This window comes from Brucella pituitosa, from assembly GCF_003049685.1.
Classification (GTDB): Bacteria; Pseudomonadota; Alphaproteobacteria; order Rhizobiales; family Rhizobiaceae; genus Brucella; species Brucella pituitosa.
Genome location: NZ_PYSY02000010.1, coordinates 58,554 through 76,255, shown reverse-complemented (window position 1 = coordinate 76,255; position 17,702 = coordinate 58,554). Strand labels below are relative to the sequence as shown.

Here is a 17,702-nt window from a genome sequence, read left to right as displayed (position 1 = left end):
GACGCCATCCCCTCCTTCCAGCGTGAGAGGCGAAATGGTGCTCAGCCCGGCGAGGATCAGCTTTCCGCTTTGAACCGCTTGGCCTCCTCGAGCAATTTTTCGCGGTCACGGCCAAATTTTTCGATCAGCGCTTTGGCCTGAAGCGGTGACAGATCGGAGTTTTTCGCCAGAAACTTGATATCTTCATCCTGGGTGAGGGGATCGGTGTGGTGGGACGTCATGCGTTTTCCTGCTCCGGTTATAAGATCGTTACGCCAGGCCACGACTGTCAAGGCGATCGTGCCTGGAGCTTGATTCTTTCGCAACCCTTGATAGGGTAAACCAAGCGGCTGCAAAGGCTCGTAGAAGGATAAACGCGCGCGTTGCGGATTGTTCCGTCAGGCTTTCGGGCACGCCTGCGGACTGCGGCTTGCACGCAGTTTGCCGGTGCCGACGTGCTGCGGCTAGAGAAAGGCGAACAGTGCTGCGTCGCGATCTTCCCCGCCACCGATCGCCTTGGCGAGAATTTCCGCAGCGATCTTGCTGAAGGTGATGCCGTTGCCACCATAGCCCATCGCAGCATAGACATTTGGATGGCCATCGATGGCCCCGATCATCGGCGTACCCGTGGGCGTCGAGCCGAAGGCCGCCGACCATTGATAAGCGGGCTTGCGTATGTCACAGCCGATCAATGCGCTAATTTTGCCGGCAATTGTCTGGCTTTTCCCCGCGGCTTTTTGTGGGTCCTCAAACGCGTCCTCAGAGGCTTCATCCTCGCCACCGGCGATCAGTCTGCCATCGCTGGCCGTGCGAAAATAAAGATAGGGATCGGACGCCTCCCAGACCAGATAATCACGCAGCCAGGCGGGTGTGGGCTGTTGCTTGGTACCTGCGATCGCCCAGGTCGAGATGATCTGATGATTCTTATGCGCCAGCGCTTTGAGGAATTGATAGCCGGTGCAGAACACGACAGCGCCGGCGCTTATCACCGCGCCTTGCGCGGTGGCGAGAGCGATCTGATCGTTGAGACTGAGAAAATCGGTGATTTCCGTGTCGCGAATGATTTCGATACCGCCTTTCACGCAGTGCCGCAACAAACCTGCGGTCAATTGGGCGGGATTGGCGGAGGCCGACATATCGCTTTCAATCGCAGCCGTCCGCTCGATCGCAAAGCGTTGCTTCAATGTGTGGGCGTCGAGAAGTTCCGCACGAAGGCCAATCGCCTGCCGCGCTTCGACTTCTTCCTTGAGCGCGCGTGCGCCATACTCGTCACCGGCCAGATAGAGGGTCTTTTTGCGCTGCATGCTACAATTTATATCAAGCTCTCCTGTCAGCTTGATCAAGGCATCGACACTGTCGGCCGAGCGTTGCCAGATGCGCTCGGCGGCTTTCGCTGTCAAAAGCTTCTTGAGCTTGAACAGTGGAACATCGATCTCATGCTGCAGCATCGCGGTGCTGGCCATTGTGCTGCCAAACACCGGTCGCCGACGATCGAGGATCGCGATTTTCCGTTTGCCGTCCATCAGCGCCTGGGCGATCAGCGCGCCACTGATGCCGGCACCCACCACGATGACATCGTAATGCCGGTGCGCGGGCTTTTGTCGGGTGGTCAGGGTGATTTTCGGGGTTGTTTCCCAATAGGGCCGGGACTGCCGCAATTGTCGCTTCTGCGTTACTGCCTGTTGCGTCAAGTTGATGTTCCTTCGCGCGAAATTCTCGGTTTTTAAACGCGCGTCGGAGCAATTGGTTCGATCGGCTGACCCGTCGTGTCGGAATTGTCGCTTTCGCGATCAAAGCTCGATCAAAGGTGCTGCGGGCTGTTCCGGCAGCACAGGCTTGCCGGAACAGATGATGCTGGTTTAACCCTGTTACGTCTTGGCCGCTTGCGCAAATCGCGGGTCAAAGGTCTGCTCGAAGCTGATCTTTGAATCGGCGAGTTCGGGATCAAGCGCCTTGAGCATGTTCATCATGCTGTCAAAACCATCGGCTGCGATGATGCCTTTTTCGGAATACATGGCGCGCGATTTCTCAAATCCGGTCTTATAGAGGGCGCGGTCACCCAGCAGGTATTCCTCCGGCACGGCGTCGGCCACATCATCAGCGGATGCCTGGTGGATCCAGTTCAGCGATTTGACAAAGGCATTGACCACGCGCTGGGTGGTGACGGGGTTGGCGTCGATGAAGCTTTGCTGGACATAGGTGATGGCGGCGGCGGGGTGTGCCACCGAACAAGGCGCGGGTTCCCGCTTCCGTGCGGGTATCGAGAAGGATGGTGATATCACCGTCGACCTCCAGACGGGTAATGACTGGATCGAGGTGCACAAGGGCAGCGATTTCACCCTTTTTGACGGCTGCTACAGCGCTGGCGCCGCCGCCAACACCGATAATGGATGCATCATCCGCTGAGAGGCCGTTCTTGATCAATGCATATTGCAGGAACAGCGAGGTTGACGACCCCGGTGCCGTCACCCCGACATTCTGGCCTTTGAGGTCGGCAATGGTTTTGATCTCGCCTGCGAGGTCCTTGCGCACCGCGATGCAGATCCCGGGAAACTGACCAAGTTCGCAGATCGCCTTGATATCCTGACCGCGATTTTGCATGCGGATGGTGTGTTCATAGGCCCCGCTGACCACGTCGACCGAGCCGACCAAAGCCTGCAGTGATTTTGCACCGCCGCCAAAATCATTGACGGTGACCGAGCGCGGCATCGTAACCTTAAGTTTCCGTAAGTTTGTGCGATTATAGAATTGGTTATGACCGACAGCCGCCCTCGCTTTATCACCGCCATCGTTTTCCGGCCGAGATTATTGCTGAAGCGGTTTGGCTGTATTTCCGTTTTCCACTGAGCTTTCGCATGGTTGAAGACATGCTAGCTTACCGCGGCATTATTGTTACCCATAAGACGGTGCGGGAATAGGCGGAGAAGTTTGGTCGGGACTATGCCAATCAGATCCGTTGCCGCACGCCGCGCCTTGGCGGTAAATGGCACCTTGATGAGGTTTCATTACCATCAAAGGTGAGCGGCATATTTTGTGGCGGGCTGTCGATCAGGACGGCTTTGTCCTTGATATTTTGGTACAGAAACGCCGTGATACCCAGGCTGCCAAGCGTTTCATGCGTAAATTACTAAGCAAGTCAGGGTGTTTCTCCCCGTGTCATGGTCACAGACAAGCTTGGCTCTTATGGTGCCGCCAAGCGGGAGATTGGTCTCACTCAATGTGATCACCGTCAGCATAAGAGTTTGAACAATCGGGCAGAGAATTCCCACCAGCCTATACGGCGACGCGAGCGGATGATGAAGCGGTTCAAATCAGCGCGCCATTTGCAAAAGTTTGCGTCCATACACGATCCAATTTACAATCTTCATCACTTTCCCCGCTCCAACCACCGCTTTCTCCGCCAGTCTGCCATGCAGACCTGGCGTGAAATAGCATGCTTGAAATCCCCATGATATCAGTATCATAGATACAGCTGTGTTCGCGCATAGGTTAAAGTTACATTGCCTACTCGGGTATTGGCTTGGATAACATCGTCTTAGCCTTTTCAATCCGCAACTGAGTTAAGAAAGGGCAGCACACGACTGCCCCTTTCATTCAGGAGTTCTTATGACTCTGCCGGCCGACCTTGCTGCAGACGTTCCACATGTCCTTCGGTCTGTTCCCGGTGTTTTTCGAACGCGCTCTTCAGCTTCTCATCATTGGCCGCGCGGGACATCTTGGGAAGAGTTTTCAGGATTTTGCGCTCCGCATAATAAATGTCCTCGAGATTGCGTTGTTTGGTGCTGGCCATTGCAGGCCTCCTATAGTTCCGAAACTGTCAATGTCGTTCGGCTGAAAATCCCGACGACGGAACACCTAACCCGCCAGCGACCGTTTTGTTTCGCCCATTGGGCAAAATCAAAACGTCAGGGCTGCGTGGGAGAGCCGGCCGGTTGGGTGGGGCTCTCCGGCGAAACGTCCCCCTTGTCGGAAGTGATGAACAGGCTGCCCAACCCCTGCAGCGCCACGGCGAACATCACGACGGCAAGCCATTTCAAAGTGGTCATCGTTACGTCCCGTCAGGATTTCGACTTGTGCTCGGGCTTGCCCTTCTGCTTGGTGGAGGCCATCTTCTCGAGTTCCTTTTCGCTCATGGATTTGGCCATTTCCTTGGACGCCCCACGCAGTTCGCTTTTCGATTTGTCTCCGCGCTTCGCGGCCAAAGCCGCGCCGGCAGCCTGTTGCTGTGCTTTGGATTTTGCAGGCATCTTCACCTCCTGGGATGGTCAGTTCTGTTCGGTACCACGGCTTTCCCGCCGCAGTTCACGCGCGCTGGGGTTGGCCAGATCATTCGGGCGCTTGCTGTTGGGGCTGTCGAAATCGAAGTCCTGTTGCGGGTTGTCCGGCTGTGGCGGGCGCGGGTTGCCCGGCGCGTTCGGCTGCTCATGCGTCGGCCGTGCCTGATGATCGCGCGGTTCGTGCTGGGATGGTTCGCCCGCCCCGACGCGATCCCTGTCGAAAAAGGGCAGTTTGATCCTTGCGGCATCGTAGAACATGATGATTCCTCCAGTTGGGTGCCATGACGGCTGAAACGTGCTTCCGAACCGGCTTGCGAGCGGTTTGTTCCCTCAAGGCAACGAAACCAGCCGATGTCGCGGACAGGGTAAAAGGAACATGGGCAGCCTTCGGCAGTTATCGAAGCTCGCAAGAGAGGAATTTTGATATGGCCCCGACAAAGAAGTGGTCAGCCGAAGTGACCGAGCAAAGCGATGCGCTGGACCTCGAGCCGCAAGTGTTCGAGCAGGACGATCCGAAGAAAATTGCCGCTTCCCTGAAACGCTCAGCCGACAAGAGCCACAAACGCAAGGCAGAGCCGTTCCGTTCGGCCATGTCCATGCTGACCTTCTATATCAACCGCGCCGGCAAGAATTTGCCGGAGAAGCGCAAGCAGGTACTGGAAGCAGCCAAGGATGAACTGCGCAAGGCTTATGGCAGGCCGGATCACGCTTGACACCCGCTGAAGGGAGAAATCGAATGAAAATCCATATCGAAGAATGGGGAGCGGCGTTGCCGTTCGTCCTGCTCGCAGACTCCGAGCTGCCCTCCGACCCACCGGAAATACCCGAAAAGGAGCCGGAAGGTATTCCCGTCCAGCCGCCTGACACCATTCCGCAACCGGACAAGGGGCCATTCAGCCCCGACGAACCGGAACAGATACCGCCGCTTCCCATACCCGAACATCCTTCGCCCGGCCCGGCAAGTCCGGACCAGCCGACAATGCAGCAAGCAGTGGGGTGAAGGAACGGCCGTTCAGTTGGGCACGTCATCCGTCGTCGCCCTTTCGTTCCGCATGCTGAGGCTCACTCTGCGCATCGGAAAGGTTCTTGCGGTCGGGATCGGACAGCCTGTGCCCAGCAGCGTCGCGCTTTTTTGCCGGGTTATCAACGGCAGGTTCATAGCCGTGAGGCCTGTTTTCCGGCGGGCCTTCCCATTTCGGTTTCTGGTCCGTGGTGCCGACTTTCGGGTCGTGTTTCATGAGAGCCTCAATTCGTTGGAACTGGTGGCCCAACTTTTCAAACCGTGGATTGTTTCGTTGGACGAAACGGGAAGGGCGACCGAAAAACCAACCAGATTGCCGCAACAAGGTTTTGCGGAACAATTGGTCTGCCTCGTGGTTGGAACAGGGAGGCTAAAATGATGAAAGCAGTTTCACCGGATAAAAGCATTGGCGCTCGTGCAAGGGGCGCAATCCAACGGGGTGAGACCGGCGACAAGGTTCCCGGTTTTGATCCTGCGGCAGCGCCGATGGAGACGGATGCGGAGGCAGGTGGCAATTCCCAGCCTACCCGTGTCAACACTGTGGCGACTGAGGACAGCAACGCTTCCAGCCATGCTTCCGGCTTGCGTGCGTGGGCATCCGAGAAAAAGGCGCTACCCGCCAGAGGAAAAGCAAAGATGCGGGAAGGCCCGGCCTATCTCGTCTGGTGGTTCATCATCGCAATGGTCGTCATTGGTTATTTCGCAATTTCATGGGTATGGTGATGAATATGCAATCGAAACCTGAGCGGGACAGACGGGACCAGTCTTCGTCGCGAACACTCGGATATTTTTCGCGCTTCGCTTTGGCCACGCTGGCGGTTCTGCTGCTTCTCTTCCTTGGGTGGAGCCTGACTGGCGGTGGGTCCGTATCGGAAAAACAGGGCATACAGACACTGCCCGCGACGGGTTCGGTCGATCAGCCCGCAATCCAGCAGCCGGGTGAAAACGAACGGCCACAAACCGGTACGGGCGGGGACCAGCCGAGCAACCCGCCAGAAGATCAGAAATGAGGTTGACCATGAACGAGAAAACCACCACCCCGCTGACGGACGATGAAGAAGTAAAGTTTCTCGCCGAGAACTCCGATATTTCGCCGCTTCAGGCCCGCCAGTTGATTGAGTGTTTTGGCAGAGACCGGCAAAAACTGCTGGAAGAAGCGAAGAAATTCAAAGCGGAAGGATAAGACATGGCTCAGATCACACGGGACCACGACAAAATCCGCCGGTGGGGCGGAAGACCGCAACGGACGTCCGGCAGTGGTGGATACGGGTAATGACGTCGGTATATTGCGCATCGACTTCGCGGAGAAAGACGAGAATCTGGAAGAGATCAACTGGGATGATTTCTTCGCCATCTTCGATGATCGTAATCTGGCTTTCCTCTATGAAGACGCGGGCGACAGCCGCTTCAACAAGTTTGTTGATGCGGACAAGAATGCCTAAGGGAGCGTGTCGTTGGGCGAGGGCTGACGCATCAGGAAGGACCGTCCGAATCCGGCAGAATGTTCAGGTTCGCGGCAATGGGCGCTTCTGCGTGGCGGTCTTGATAGCGTTTGTGGGCAAGCCGCGATGCCAGTTCAGCAATGTAGTTCAGATCTCTCAGGCCGTTCTGGTAAAGCATGATGATCGCGGACGAAAGATCGGCTGCAGCATACTCCCGGTCGCTCTCCTCAAGAATGATCGCGGCATGGGAAAAGCAGTTGCGCATGAAGGTCACTTCTTCCGGCTTGTAGATACGGCTCGCTTCGTTAAAGAGCGGCATGGAATACTCCTTTCGAAAACTCAGCAATACGCTTCCTGATTATTTAAGATAGGCACGTTTGATCACTTCATGTTTCGATAATGCTCTGGATCACGGCAGGCGACCGCTGCCGTCTTCGGGATGACGTTCGAGATTCTGGCGGTTGAGGCAGTCGAGGACCCGCTGCGCCTCGTCCTCGTTCAATGCGATCTGCAACCGCCCTTCGAACGTGACCGGATTGCCCTTGAAGGCATCGATCACGGACCAGGTGCCGTCGCCTCTTCTCTGAAGTTTGTAACCATTTTCTATCATGACTTTCTCCCCTTCTTCGCGGTCCAGATTCCTGCTGTGAAATCGCCTGGCCATTTGAATTGATGGAGTGAGTCTTCATATGCAAATTCGATAGAGCCTTCATCAATGAATTTTCCGCATGCGCGGTGCCCATTGCTTCCGGCTTGCCCACGTCGTGAACACCGCGATGGACCAGCTGTTCCACCATCTGGTCACGAGTTTTCTCAAAATTTCTCATTGTCGCTCTCTCGGGTTCATATGGGACCCAAACCATTCTCGGTAGATATTAGCGCTAAGGCCAGAGAAACAGAAATAACGAGAAACCTGTCCAAATGGTTCCGATGAACGATCCATAATCGGGCGTGACATCAGCATTATGATACAGCATTTTTCATGAGATAGGCCGAATGCTTATTACGAGCAGGACCGCCCAAAAAAGCCATATAAGTATCAATTTTAGCTCGGATGTTCGCGTTAAGCGAGGGGAGAATCTTGACTGGTTATCAAAACAGCGAGGCGCTTCTCAATGGTCAGTGGTGCACCGTCTCGGCGTTCATGTAATGGAAGAAAACCTCGCTTCGAAGCCGTCTTTCTTGGTTGATGCCGGGGAGAAAAACTCTAGCCGACCGCCTATGCCAGCCGCGATTGTTTTGGCAATGGCAAGACCAAGTCCCGCACCACGTACCAGAGCCTGACCGCGCTCGTAAGGCTCGCTCAACCGAGCAAGCGTTTCGGGCGGCACGACTGGGCCGCCATTAACAACACGCAGTTCCCCGTCGCTTTTAAGACTTACGAGAACAGGCATGTCCTGTGCACCGTGTTTGAGTGCGTTTTCGATCAGGTTTCGCGCCAGTATGGCAAAGGCATCCGCATCGATGCTCTTAAGCACCGGGCAATCGGGGAGAGTCATTTCGATGCGACCGACAGCATCGGTAAATCCGCTGACCTCGCTTACAACTAATCGAAGGATTGCAGCAATATTTACTGGCTTTTCGGCAAGGAGCCGTCCGCCCTCAGCTCTTGCCAGCTGCATCAGCTTTTCTGTCAAGCGGGAGAGGCGGCGTAGCGCCGTTTCCATGTCCTGCGCACGTTCGCGCGTGGTAGCATCGGGCGCCTCGGCGATTAGTCTTTGCGACTGAGCGAGCGCCGCTGCCACCGGCGTGCGCAATTCGTGAGCCGACTTGGCCGCAAGACTACGCTCCGCTTCTAGTGTCAGTTTCAAGCGGTCCAGCAGCCGGTTGACGGCCTTGGCAATGCTACCAATCTCTGAGGGAAGTCTGTCGACGGCAACCGCATCCAGATCTCTGCCGCCACGCACCTCAATCTGATCGCGAAAACTGCGCACCGGCGCCATGGAGAGCCGCACGATGAGCCAGACACCGGTCAGGCCAAGGAGGACGGCTAGGGCGAGAGGTACGGCAAGCGTGTATAATATGTGCTTCGCCGTTTCGCGCCGGTGGGAGAGGGGTTCAGCGACAGTAATCGTGAGGCTGCCCTGCACGGCGGCGTCGGAGTAGAGCCGATGGGTCAGTGTGCTGCTGAAGCCCATTTTTGAATAGGGCGGAAAATTGGTCACGTCCGCATTATGCGAACGCATCTGCACGGTTCCGTCTGCGTCACGCACCACATAGGTGAAATATTCGTCGTGCTTGCGGAGGGTCGCCACTCGTTGGTCGGTGTCGTCGGCATCGCGTCCCAATATCTCAAGCGCCGCGACCGGCAGAATGCGCTGCGCCGTTTCTTCAAGGGCACTATCGAAGGCCTTATTCAGTTCGTGTTGCAGAAGCTGTGCAGTCACAATCGTTGTTACAACCCATAACAGGGCCGCGCCGAGCCCGAGCCAGAGCGAAAGTCTCCATTGCAGGCTCTTTGGCTGCATCATCTATTGTTTCCAAGCCGGTATCCGATGCCGCGAACCGTTTTGATGATCGCATGTCCAAGCTTTTTGCGGAGACGACTGACATGGACCTCAATTGTATTGCTCTCGACTTCTGAGCCAAAGGCATAGAGCCGGTCCTCGAGTTGCGACTTGGTCAATGCAATACCAGGTCGCTGCAGGAAGTTTTCTAGCAGTGCCCATTCGCGACCGGTCAGTTCAACGGGGCGCCCGTCCTGCCTCACGGTCTTGGCGGCCAGATCGATCTGGAGGTCGCCCATTTCGATCAATGGGTTGGGATTGCCGCTGTAACGTCGCGCAACGGCATTCAGTCTTGACGACAGTTCCGCCAGATCGAACGGTTTGATCATGTAATCGTCTGCCCCGGCATCGAGACCTTCGATCCTGTCGGTAATCTGGTCCAGTGCCGTGAGGATAATGACAGGCGTGACACTGCCTTTGGCGCGAAGGTTGCGTAAAAAATTGATACCCAGCCCGTCGGGAAGCATCAGGTCCAACAGGATTAGGTCGTAGACTGCAGAGTTGACATGCTCGGTTGCTTCGTCGAGCCGGGTCACCCAATCCACGGAATGGTTGACGGCGATATGGTCGCGAACGGCCTTGCCCAGGATTGTATCGTCTTCGATCATCAGAACCCGCATACAACAGCACCTTTATTCAATAAGAAGCGGCCCCGTGTCGACCCGATTCAGTCAGATGTGAAATTCTAACTGAAGCTGTAATCTGTCATTCCTCTGACGTCATATCCTTGCCAGCTTCAGCTGTTCGTCAGAAATGGCTGGCATTGTTCACTTCGAAGCGCATTGATCAGGAACAATGATATGATGGTAAATTACCTTGCGGCAATCTGCTTTTTAATGATCGTAGCAGGAAGTGGCGTGGCGCGAGCCGGTGATGACTGCCATGTGTCGATGGACAAGTGGCAATCTAGGGACGCGGTTCAGGCCATGGCTACTTCTCGCGGTTGGACCGTGGCGCGGATCAAAATCGACGACGGCTGTTATGAGGTCCGCGGCTCCGACAAAGCCGGAACGGCTTTCAGGGCTAAAGTTGATCCGGCTACGCTTGTTATAGTCAAGATAAAACACAAGGTTGGCGAATCCGACCATGACGATGACCGCCGTCGCAAATCAAGGGATAACGAGGGATAGCCGTCAGGTGCGGCGCCGGGCATGCCTTGCAGCCGCCGCATCGAGAAAACTCTCTGCCAAATAAGCAACCGGCGCTCCGCTTATAGAGCGCCTTCATTCAAGGAAAGACTTGTCATGTCTCGCAGTCCTGATCGTTATTCAAAAAGCATGGTTGTGATACACTGGATCACTGCAGCGTTGATCCTCGGAGCATGGTTGACGTCGGTGGGTGGACGCCGCATGGCGGAAAATCCGCCTTTGTTGCATTTTTCTCTAGGGCTTGCCGTGCTCGTGCTTGTTTTCCCACGCATTCTCTTGCGTCTTTCTGGCGCTGCGCCGTCAGCATCTCAGACGCAAGGGATGCTAGCCCTCGCAGCCAAGGTGGGTCATGCAGTACTCTATCTGTTTCTGCTCGCCTTGCCGCTCAGCGGCTGGTATGCCGCCTCGCGGATAGGTGTTCCCATATCCTTCTTCGGCATTTCCATACCCGCCATTGCTGCTCCCGTGCAGGGCGCTCCAGGACTGATCGCCGACTTCCATGAGAATGCCGGCACCATCATTCTTTATCTGGCCGGTCTTCATGCGCTGATAGCATTATGGCACCAATTCATTCTACGGGACGGAACACTTAAACGCATGTCGCTGCACTGATAGCGACTAGATCATCGTTGATGCTCGACGTGGCGGATCTGCCGGCAGGTCTGCCGCTTTCGTTTATCGCAGATCGGAGCGGTTCATTTCTTACAGAGCGCTGAAGCAGAAACCGTATCGGTGTCAGGTGGTGTTCAGCTCTTCTTGCGAGAGTAGCGGGCATAAGCGCGGATCGATCGAGGTCCGCGTGCCGTTTCTTTGAAAGAGGCAGACTGGCATGAAAGTACTTTTTGCAGCATTGGCAATGACCACGGCGCTTACGCTTCCGGATATCGCGATGGCGCGGCCCGTAACGCTGACAACGACGCTGAACAGTTATGGCGGTGACGGCGCGTATCTCGCTTATTACGTCATGGATGCTGAGGGTAAATATGCCGGTAGCCTTTGGATGGCTGGCGGCAAATCCAAATATTACGAACATCTGTCCGGATGGTATCGTGCAACGGGTGGCAATACGAGCGAGATCAACGGTATCACCGGCGCGAGCGTCGGTGCGGGTCGGACGCTTGAAATCACAGTTGATCTGGCCGACGCATTTTTTGATGCGGGCTACACATTGCATGTCGATGCTGCCGTGGAAGACATGCGCGACAGTCCCAATGAGGTGGTTATCCCGTTGACGTCCGGCGGTGCGAAAGTTCCAGTCAAAGGACACCGTTACATCGCAACAGCCGATTATTCTCTATAAACGGTGATTGCTATGTTCCGCATTATCCATCGTTGGCCGGGACTTCTCGCCGCGTTGCTACTGATTGTGCTCAGTATCAGCGGTGCAGCCCTGTCAATTTTTCCCGCTGTCGAAAGTATCTCATCTCCGCAGGCAGATGTGACACGTACGATCGCCGATCTGGCGGCGCGTGTTCAAGCGGTCTATCCGCAGGTGGAGCAAATCCGGCGGGCGCCGTCTGGCCGGATGACGGCCTATTGGTTCGATAATGGTGCGCCTCAGGCGGCGGTCATCGATCCCATTACCGGTCAGGGTATCGCTTCTGCCGATCCGAATCCAGTCGAACGCTGGCTGACAAACCTGCATCGTTCGCTCTTTCTTGATGATAGCGGTCGCATGGTCATGGCTGCGGGCGCTGCCGCCATGTTGGTACTGAGCCTGTCCGGGGTGGCGCTTGTCGCACGTCGGGCCGGGGGGTTGGCAGCACTGGTTTTTCGCGCCTGCGTGGCCCGCTCTCCGGGCGCCTGCATGTCGAGGTCGCCCGACTGGCCGTCGCAGGCCTGCTGCTTTCCTCGGCCACGGCTTTGTGGATGACGGCCTCCACCTTCGATCTGTTGCCTGATAGTGCGGTTTCGCCGGTCATGCAGACTGAGGCAAGCGGCCAGACTGGAGCGGTTCCGGCGACGATGGAACCGCTGCGGCAGATACCGGTTGCGGAAATGCGCAGCCTGTCATTCGCCGATCCATCCAACCCGATGGACATTCTCACCCTTAAGACCGACCGGGGCACCGGCTATATCGATCAGGGCACGGGCGCGCTTCTCGGCTGGAGCGGCCTGACCGGATGGCAACGTCTGTCGGAAACCATTTATATGCTCCATACGGGACGGGGGGCTTCTGTTCTGGCGCTGATCCTTGGCCTGGCGGCTCTTGGTGTGCCAGTCATGGCGGGCACGGGCGTTGTTCTCTGGTTCGCCGGGCGTCGCGGACGGCCACGTATTCGCTGCAATGTTTCCGCAGGAAAGGCGGAGACGATCATTCTCGTCGGCAGTGAAGGCGGTAGCACATGGGGCTTTGCCGCTACGCTGCATGCGGCGCTGTCCGACGCCGGTCAGGCCGTCCATGCCGCGCCGATGTCGGCTTTCGACCCGGCCCGTTACGGGCAGGCGCAGCGCATCCTCATCCTGGCCGCTACCTATGGCGACGGCGATGCGCCCGCTTCGGCCAAGGGGGTTCCTTGAACGGCTCTCACCTCAGGCAGCGGATCCGGCAATTCCGCTGGCTGTGCTTGGGTTCGGCGACAGTAGCTTTCCTGCCTACTGCGCTTTCGCGCGGGCGGTGACGGAGACGGCGCATGCCGCCGGATGGAAAATGCTCATACCCTTTGACACGGTGGACCGTCAGTCGCCGCAGGCTTTTTGCCCGATGGGGACGGACACTCGGTACTGCGATGACAATAAATCTTGAACTCACGCATCAGGTCGTTCAACCCACCGCCGTCCCGCTCACGCTTGTGTCGCGCCGTGATTATGGCGCCGCAGTACAGGCACCCGCAGCAATCCTGCGCTTTGCCTTGCCAAGGCTTTCCTTCTGGCAGCAAGTCCTTGGCTGCAGACTGGGGCGCTTTGTGGCCGGCGATCTCCTCGCCATCGTACCTTCGGGATCGACCGTTCCCCGGTTCTACTCGCTGGCTTCTGGACGCAACGACGGCTTTATAGAGATCGTCGTGAGAAAACATCCGGGTGGGCTATGCTCTTGCCAGCTCCTGGAACTGGAGCCCGGGGACACGATCAGCGCTTGCCTGCGTCGCAATCCAGGTTTCCATGCGGAGGATCGGACACATACGCCCCTGATTTTGATCGGCGCCGGAACAGGAATCGCACCTTTGACGGGTTTCATCCGTGCCAATACGCGGCATCGCCTGATCCATCTGTTCTTTGGAATGCGCCAGACGAATAGCGATTTTTTCTATGGCGACGAACTCCGTGAATGGAAGCAGAAGGGGCAAGTTGCGCAGATTAGCTCCTGTTGTTCACGCGGGAAAATGCCGCGCTATGTGCAGCATGTTCTTCGGGAGGATGCCGATGAAGTCACTCGGCTGATTCAGGAGGGGGCGCGGATCATGGTATGTGGCGGACGCGATATGGCCAACGGAGTCTCGTTGGTTCTTGCCGATATTCTGGGCCCCACTGGGCTGACATTAGCCAAACTCAGGGCGGAGGGACGTTATGTCGAAGACGTCTACTGAGATGCAACGTCACGCTTTGAGCGGGCCTACCATGGGTACACGTTGGTCAGCGTTGTTTTACCAAGCAGCGGGGTTCGATCCACAATCCGTTCGGGCCGCACTTCAGGCGGCAGTGGACGCGGTGGACATGCAGATGTCAACATGGAAGCCGGATAGTAATCTAACGCAGGTGAACGCCGCGCCGGTGGGACACTGGATAAAGGTGCCGCAGCAACTGCTGGACGTTTTGCGCCTTGCGCTCGACATTGGCCGTGCATCGGGCGGCGCGTTTGATTTCGGCATGGGCGATGCCGTAAGCGCCTGGGGTTTCGGGGCGTCAGAGGCGGCCCCTGAGCAGATACGAGCAGCGCTTGAGCGCGAGCGCCGACCAGCCCATGACGTTCTGGAACTGGACGTCGAGGGGGGAATGGTGCGAAAGTTAGCTCCCATCACGCTTGATCTCAATGGAATTGCCAAGGGATATGGTGTGGATCGTCTGACGGAGATATTGCGGTCTTTCGGGATTTCGTCCGGCCTCGTCGGAGTTGATGGGGAGATGCGGGCGCTCGGGTTGCGGCCAGATGGGAGTCCTTGGTCGATTGCAGTTGAAGCTCCTGACTATGGTCGTCGCGCAACCCACTCGGTTTTGGCTCTTCAGGATGCGGCGGTCGCCACGTCGGGCGATTATCGGCATTGGATTAATGTCAACGATTACCGCCTGTCGCACACCATGGACCCACGTCGCGGTGCTCCCTTGATGGAGCCTCCGGCGTCAGTCACCGTCGTGACACGTACCTGTGCCGAAGCGGATGCATGGGCCACAGCGCTAATGGTACTTGGTCCGAAGACCGGCGCGATACTGGCAAGGCGGTTACGCTTCAATGCTCTGTTCTTATTGCGTGCTGGGGGAACAACAATTCGGTGCGAAGCTGTAGGTGACTTATTCACCAGTTCACATTCTGGCGTACCATGACGCCCTTTAGCCGATGTTGGGTGAGATTCTCAACGCCCGAAGCGCATTGAGGATGACAGCGACGTCAATCAGCTCCTGGAGCAATGCACCCTGAACAGGTTTTAGATAACCGAACGCTGCTGCGATCATGGCGACTACAGAAAGACCAATCCCAACCACTACACTTTCGACAGCAATGCGCCTTGATCGCTTGGCAATTTCAATCCCAGCGCGAAGTCTATCTATTCTATCTACGAGGAGAACGACATCGGCCGCTTCTGCCGAGGCTGCCGCTCCCCTCGCACCCATGGCAACGCCAACATCAGCCGCTGCAAGTGCGGGCGCGTCGTTGACCCCATCTCCAACCATCATCACGGGGCCGTTCTTACGCTCGCTGAGCACGGTCAGCACCTTTTGATCGGGTGAAAGTTCGGAGTAGATGGCATCAAGCCCCAAACCCTTGGCGATGCGTTTGGCCACTGCAGCACGATCACCTGTCGCCAGCACTATTCGCTTTACGCCGTCCTTGCGTATACCGCGTAACGTATCGATCACATCGGCTCGCAAGGGATCGGCCATAATGATATAGCCCGCAAGCCTGCCGTCTATTGCGACTGCAACCAGGACTGCGCCAGCTTCAGCATTGGGGATTTCGATAAGCTTTGCGTTGGCTTGTCTCTCAACGAAGCTGTGTCCGCCGACAATGACGCTTTTGCCATCGACGAAGCCAGTCACACCATCCCCGGCCAGTTCGCTCACGTCGGTCGGTATTACAATCTCTATACCCCGTTCCTGAGCGGCCACCACGAGAGCCTGTGCCATTGGGTGTTTGGACACCTGGTCAAGGGAGGCGGCGAAACGCAGTAGGTCATTTTCACTCAATCCTGGCTGCGCGTTGATTGAAGTAATTTGTGGGCGGCCATCTGTCAGTGTTCCAGTCTTGTCCAGCACCAACGTGTTGATACGAGCCATGTTCTCCAATGGACGAGCACCCTTTACCAGCACGCCGAAATGAGCGGAACGCGACAGTCCCGCAACAAGGGCGACGGGCACGGCCAGGATGAGAGGACATGGTGTCGCCACGACGAGAACGGCGACCGACCTTATCGGGTCTCCCGTGAACCACCATGCTCCGAAGGCGATTATGACGGTCACGATCAGAAAGCCGACAGACCACTGGTCTGCCAGTCTGGACATTGGAGCCTTGGAATGCTGTGCCTCTTCCACGAGGCGAACGATGCCAGCGTAGGTACTATCCTTCGCTTCGTGCTTAGCAAGGATATCGAAAGCATCGCCGGCATTCATTGAACCGCTTAGCACTTCTGCTCCCGACGCAAGCGAAATCGGAAGTGACTCTCCCGTCAAAGCAGACATGTTTACGAAAGCTTTTACGGAAGTGATACTTCCGTCGACGGGGATGACATCTCCCTGACGGATCAGAAGGCGGTCACCGGGACGAATAGTTTCAACGGCAATCTCTTCGAGATGATCATCGACATATCGCATTGTTGTTCGCGGTGCGCGGGACAGCAAAGCATGCATCTCACGGCGTGCTCGTCCCTCGGCAAAGCTCTCAAGAAAGGCTCCGCCAGTATACATGAGGGCGACAATCGAAGCCGCCAGCATTTCCCCAAATGCCAGTGCGGCCGACATAGACATCGCGGCGACGATATCCAGCCCAAACTCCTTTCGGCATAAACTCCGGAGAATCTCGACGAGCAAAGATGCCAGCACTGGCAAAGTGGCAATTGCCCAGATTATCCGTGCTCCCGACGAGTAGCCGGAAAAGTGCAGGCCGAGCCCCATCACAAGTCCGCACAAGGCAAAAACCAGCAGGATTGTTTTTGATCGATCTTCAACCGAGAACCGCATCTTCATAGTCTCCCCGACCTATAGGAATGAGCAAATTATAGAGCCCTGCCTCTGACCGACTACAGTAATTCTTCTTTACATATGTATTCCCTATAAACTCAGATCGACGGTCAGACCGCTGTGCCGACTAGGGCCCCAATACTAGCCGTGATTGCCATCGCCAACGCCCCCCAAAAGGTGACGCGAACGGTTGCCTTAAGCATATTAGCTCCTCCCGCCTTGGCGCCGATTGCGCCTAGAAACGCAAGAAACAGCAAGGAAGAGATAGCAACCGCGTAAAGCAAGATGGAGGGAGGCGCGATGACCGTCATCAATAAGGGTAGGGCGGCCCCGATCGAGAAGGTGGTCGCTGAGGTCAGCGCTGCTTGTACAGGTCGTGCTTCCAAGTGCTCAACTATTCCCAGTTCGTCGCGAGCGTGTGCTTCCAGAGCATTGTGCGAAGTCAGCTGTATTGCCACCTGCCGCGCCAGTTCCGGGGTCAGGCCGCGATCAATATAGGCTTGCATCAATTCATCGAGCTCTGCTTCGGGCTGAGTTTCGAGTTCCTTGCGCTCTCTGGCAAGATCTGCCAACTCTGTATCGGATTGAGAGCTGACAGAAACATACTCACCCGCCGCCATGGACATCGCGCCTGCGACAAGGCCTGCGATGCCAGCGATCAATATCTGCGTCGTTCCCGTTGAAGCGGATGCGACGCCCATAATGAGGCTGGCCGTTGAGACAATACCGTCATTGGCGCCCAAAACTGCCGCACGCAGCCAACCGATCCGGGATACGAGGTGGTTCTCTGTATGCAATCGGCTCATTGAGGTACCTCCGGACATTGGATACATATCATGATACCTCTATCGAGACCCTTTGCCAGTGGCCTGAAAATTAGAAGTATAGAATTCTTCTCCGGCGATCGGGCTTTTTGCCGTTTTCGTTATAGTTTCTCCGCAGGTTTTGAAAATCTGCATTTTCGAGGGAGGCTTGAAAACGTTAACATTATACATTAT

The 17,702-nt window shown here is 56.3% G+C and carries 22 protein-coding genes and 4 pseudogenes; 12 read left to right on the top strand and 14 right to left on the bottom strand.

Annotated elements, in window-relative coordinates; all coding sequences use genetic code 11:
* Positions 1-56 precede the first annotated feature (56 nt).
* The 3 genes and pseudogenes from C9380_RS27055 to C9380_RS26400 form a co-directional block, all read right to left on the bottom strand.
* Entirely contained in the window at positions 57-221 is a 165-nt protein-coding gene (locus C9380_RS27055; protein WP_164844759.1) for a hypothetical protein, read from the bottom strand.
* A gap of 222 nt (positions 222-443) precedes the next feature.
* On the bottom strand, positions 444-1,670 hold the full coding sequence (locus C9380_RS26405) for an NAD(P)/FAD-dependent oxidoreductase (protein ID WP_128095139.1): 1,227 nt from the start codon (positions 1,668-1,670) through the stop codon (positions 444-446).
* Between the two features lie 177 nt (positions 1,671-1,847).
* Positions 1,848-2,673: pseudogene (locus tag C9380_RS26400) on the bottom strand (ABC transporter substrate-binding protein); the annotation flags it as partial.
* Positions 2,674-2,726: 53 nt separating this feature from the next.
* Here C9380_RS26400 and C9380_RS26395 point away from each other — a divergent pair.
* Positions 2,727-3,431 (top strand): annotated as a pseudogene (locus C9380_RS26395) (IS6 family transposase).
* A 173-nt stretch (positions 3,432-3,604) separates the two neighbouring features.
* Here C9380_RS26395 and C9380_RS26390 read toward each other — a convergent pair.
* The 4 genes and pseudogenes from C9380_RS26390 to C9380_RS26380 form a co-directional block, all read right to left on the bottom strand.
* A pseudogene (locus tag C9380_RS26390) lies at positions 3,605-3,769 on the bottom strand (YciE/YciF ferroxidase family protein); the annotation flags it as partial.
* Between the two features lie 115 nt (positions 3,770-3,884).
* On the bottom strand, positions 3,885-4,025 hold the full coding sequence (locus tag C9380_RS27050) for a hypothetical protein (protein ID WP_158447766.1): 141 nt from the start codon (positions 4,023-4,025) through the stop codon (positions 3,885-3,887).
* Between the two features lie 12 nt (positions 4,026-4,037).
* Positions 4,038-4,226 (bottom strand): DUF3008 family protein, encoded by a 189-nt coding sequence (locus C9380_RS26385; RefSeq protein WP_094574805.1) that lies wholly within the window; start codon positions 4,224-4,226, stop codon positions 4,038-4,040.
* A gap of 18 nt (positions 4,227-4,244) precedes the next feature.
* Complete coding sequence (locus C9380_RS26380) at positions 4,245-4,514, bottom strand: hypothetical protein (RefSeq protein WP_094574807.1); 270 nt, start codon at positions 4,512-4,514, stop codon at positions 4,245-4,247.
* A 167-nt stretch (positions 4,515-4,681) separates the two neighbouring features.
* Here C9380_RS26380 and C9380_RS26375 point away from each other — a divergent pair, with 167 nt between their 5' ends.
* Positions 4,682-4,969, top strand: a complete 288-nt coding sequence (locus tag C9380_RS26375; RefSeq protein WP_094574809.1) for a DUF3175 domain-containing protein — start codon at positions 4,682-4,684, stop codon at positions 4,967-4,969.
* A gap of 23 nt (positions 4,970-4,992) precedes the next feature.
* Positions 4,993-5,256: a chitin-binding protein gene (locus tag C9380_RS26370; protein WP_128095138.1), complete on the top strand. Its 264-nt coding sequence runs from the start codon at positions 4,993-4,995 to the stop codon at positions 5,254-5,256.
* 25 nt (positions 5,257-5,281) lie between these two features.
* Here the strand turns inward: C9380_RS26370 and C9380_RS26365 are convergent, their stop codons facing one another.
* On the bottom strand, positions 5,282-5,494 hold the full coding sequence (locus C9380_RS26365; RefSeq protein WP_094574813.1) for a hypothetical protein: 213 nt from the start codon (positions 5,492-5,494) through the stop codon (positions 5,282-5,284).
* 161 nt (positions 5,495-5,655) lie between these two features.
* Between C9380_RS26365 and C9380_RS26360 the strand changes: the two genes are divergently transcribed.
* From C9380_RS26360 to C9380_RS26350, 4 genes are all read left to right on the top strand, one after another.
* A complete protein-coding gene (locus C9380_RS26360; protein ID WP_094574874.1) occupies positions 5,656-6,000 on the top strand; it encodes a hypothetical protein in 345 nt (114 codons plus the stop codon).
* A gap of 5 nt (positions 6,001-6,005) precedes the next feature.
* Positions 6,006-6,287 carry a hypothetical protein gene (locus C9380_RS26355; protein ID WP_235818724.1) on the top strand — a complete coding sequence of 94 codons (282 nt, stop codon included), beginning with the start codon at positions 6,006-6,008 and terminating at the stop codon, positions 6,285-6,287.
* 8 nt (positions 6,288-6,295) lie between these two features.
* Positions 6,296-6,460 carry a hypothetical protein gene (locus C9380_RS27045; protein WP_164844756.1) on the top strand — a complete coding sequence of 55 codons (165 nt, stop codon included), beginning with the start codon at positions 6,296-6,298 and terminating at the stop codon, positions 6,458-6,460.
* Between the two features lie 73 nt (positions 6,461-6,533).
* Positions 6,534-6,719: a hypothetical protein gene (locus tag C9380_RS26350; protein WP_328587911.1), complete on the top strand. Its 186-nt coding sequence runs from the start codon at positions 6,534-6,536 to the stop codon at positions 6,717-6,719.
* A gap of 31 nt (positions 6,720-6,750) precedes the next feature.
* On the opposite strand, the gene C9380_RS26345 is transcribed toward C9380_RS26350, so the two are convergent.
* The 4 genes from C9380_RS26345 to C9380_RS26325 all read right to left on the bottom strand — a co-directional run bounded on the left by C9380_RS26345 (position 6,751) and on the right by C9380_RS26325 (position 9,846).
* Positions 6,751-7,038, bottom strand: coding sequence for a hypothetical protein (locus tag C9380_RS26345; protein WP_094574817.1), 288 nt, complete (start codon positions 7,036-7,038; stop codon positions 6,751-6,753).
* Positions 7,039-7,128: 90 nt separating this feature from the next.
* Positions 7,129-7,329, bottom strand: a complete 201-nt coding sequence (locus C9380_RS26340) for a hypothetical protein (RefSeq protein WP_094574821.1) — start codon at positions 7,327-7,329, stop codon at positions 7,129-7,131.
* Between the two features lie 532 nt (positions 7,330-7,861).
* A complete protein-coding gene (locus C9380_RS26330; RefSeq protein WP_128095137.1) occupies positions 7,862-9,190 on the bottom strand; it encodes a sensor histidine kinase in 1,329 nt (442 codons plus the stop codon).
* A complete protein-coding gene (locus tag C9380_RS26325) occupies positions 9,187-9,846 on the bottom strand; it encodes a response regulator (protein ID WP_128095136.1) in 660 nt (219 codons plus the stop codon). The genes C9380_RS26330 and C9380_RS26325 overlap by 4 nt, the downstream gene beginning before the upstream one ends.
* A gap of 180 nt (positions 9,847-10,026) precedes the next feature.
* On the opposite strand from C9380_RS26325, the gene C9380_RS26320 reads away from it, so the two are divergent.
* The 5 genes and pseudogenes from C9380_RS26320 to C9380_RS26300 all read left to right on the top strand — a co-directional run bounded on the left by C9380_RS26320 (position 10,027) and on the right by C9380_RS26300 (position 14,853).
* Positions 10,027-10,356 carry a PepSY domain-containing protein gene (locus C9380_RS26320; protein WP_235889938.1) on the top strand — a complete coding sequence of 110 codons (330 nt, stop codon included), beginning with the start codon at positions 10,027-10,029 and terminating at the stop codon, positions 10,354-10,356.
* 114 nt (positions 10,357-10,470) lie between these two features.
* On the top strand, positions 10,471-10,986 hold the full coding sequence (locus C9380_RS26315; RefSeq protein ID WP_128095135.1) for a cytochrome b: 516 nt from the start codon (positions 10,471-10,473) through the stop codon (positions 10,984-10,986).
* A 217-nt stretch (positions 10,987-11,203) separates the two neighbouring features.
* Positions 11,204-11,674 (top strand): DUF2271 domain-containing protein, encoded by a 471-nt coding sequence (locus C9380_RS26310; RefSeq protein ID WP_128095134.1) that lies wholly within the window; start codon positions 11,204-11,206, stop codon positions 11,672-11,674.
* Between the two features lie 12 nt (positions 11,675-11,686).
* Positions 11,687-13,901 (top strand): annotated as a pseudogene (locus C9380_RS28820) (PepSY domain-containing protein).
* Entirely contained in the window at positions 13,882-14,853 is a 972-nt protein-coding gene (locus C9380_RS26300; protein WP_128095133.1) for an FAD:protein FMN transferase, read from the top strand. Before C9380_RS28820 ends, C9380_RS26300 begins: the two are co-directional and overlap by 20 nt.
* Before the next feature lie 6 nt (positions 14,854-14,859).
* Here C9380_RS26300 and C9380_RS26295 read toward each other — a convergent pair whose 3' ends face one another.
* Together C9380_RS26295 and C9380_RS26290 are read right to left on the bottom strand one after the other, a co-directional pair.
* Complete coding sequence (locus tag C9380_RS26295) at positions 14,860-16,704, bottom strand: heavy metal translocating P-type ATPase (protein WP_128095132.1); 1,845 nt, start codon at positions 16,702-16,704, stop codon at positions 14,860-14,862.
* 110 nt (positions 16,705-16,814) lie between these two features.
* Positions 16,815-17,510, bottom strand: coding sequence for a VIT1/CCC1 transporter family protein (locus C9380_RS26290; protein ID WP_105535299.1), 696 nt, complete (start codon positions 17,508-17,510; stop codon positions 16,815-16,817).
* Between the last annotated feature and the right edge of the window lie 192 nt (positions 17,511-17,702).

Coding starts and splice junctions, on each gene's coding strand:
- C9380_RS27055 (WP_164844759.1), bottom strand. CDS start 221: ATGACGTCCCACCACACCGATCCCCTCACCCAGGATGAAGATATCAAG.
- C9380_RS27050 (WP_158447766.1), bottom strand. CDS start 4,025: ATGACCACTTTGAAATGGCTTGCCGTCGTGATGTTCGCCGTGGCGCTG.
- C9380_RS26385 (WP_094574805.1), bottom strand. CDS start 4,226: ATGCCTGCAAAATCCAAAGCACAGCAACAGGCTGCCGGCGCGGCTTTG.
- C9380_RS26380 (WP_094574807.1), bottom strand. CDS start 4,514: ATGTTCTACGATGCCGCAAGGATCAAACTGCCCTTTTTCGACAGGGAT.
- C9380_RS26375 (WP_094574809.1), top strand. CDS start 4,682: ATGGCCCCGACAAAGAAGTGGTCAGCCGAAGTGACCGAGCAAAGCGAT.
- C9380_RS26370 (WP_128095138.1), top strand. CDS start 4,993: ATGAAAATCCATATCGAAGAATGGGGAGCGGCGTTGCCGTTCGTCCTG.
- C9380_RS26365 (WP_094574813.1), bottom strand. CDS start 5,494: ATGAAACACGACCCGAAAGTCGGCACCACGGACCAGAAACCGAAATGG.
- C9380_RS26360 (WP_094574874.1), top strand. CDS start 5,656: ATGAAAGCAGTTTCACCGGATAAAAGCATTGGCGCTCGTGCAAGGGGC.
- C9380_RS26355 (WP_235818724.1), top strand. CDS start 6,006: ATGCAATCGAAACCTGAGCGGGACAGACGGGACCAGTCTTCGTCGCGA.
- C9380_RS27045 (WP_164844756.1), top strand. CDS start 6,296: ATGAACGAGAAAACCACCACCCCGCTGACGGACGATGAAGAAGTAAAG.
- C9380_RS26345 (WP_094574817.1), bottom strand. CDS start 7,038: ATGCCGCTCTTTAACGAAGCGAGCCGTATCTACAAGCCGGAAGAAGTG.
- C9380_RS26340 (WP_094574821.1), bottom strand. CDS start 7,329: ATGATAGAAAATGGTTACAAACTTCAGAGAAGAGGCGACGGCACCTGG.
- C9380_RS26330 (WP_128095137.1), bottom strand. CDS start 9,190: ATGATGCAGCCAAAGAGCCTGCAATGGAGACTTTCGCTCTGGCTCGGG.
- C9380_RS26325 (WP_128095136.1), bottom strand. CDS start 9,846: ATGCGGGTTCTGATGATCGAAGACGATACAATCCTGGGCAAGGCCGTT.
- C9380_RS26320 (WP_235889938.1), top strand. CDS start 10,027: ATGATGGTAAATTACCTTGCGGCAATCTGCTTTTTAATGATCGTAGCA.
- C9380_RS26315 (WP_128095135.1), top strand. CDS start 10,471: ATGTCTCGCAGTCCTGATCGTTATTCAAAAAGCATGGTTGTGATACAC.
- C9380_RS26310 (WP_128095134.1), top strand. CDS start 11,204: ATGAAAGTACTTTTTGCAGCATTGGCAATGACCACGGCGCTTACGCTT.
- C9380_RS26300 (WP_128095133.1), top strand. CDS start 13,882: ATGTCGAAGACGTCTACTGAGATGCAACGTCACGCTTTGAGCGGGCCT.
- C9380_RS26295 (WP_128095132.1), bottom strand. CDS start 16,704: ATGCGGTTCTCGGTTGAAGATCGATCAAAAACAATCCTGCTGGTTTTT.
- C9380_RS26290 (WP_105535299.1), bottom strand. CDS start 17,510: ATGAGCCGATTGCATACAGAGAACCACCTCGTATCCCGGATCGGTTGG.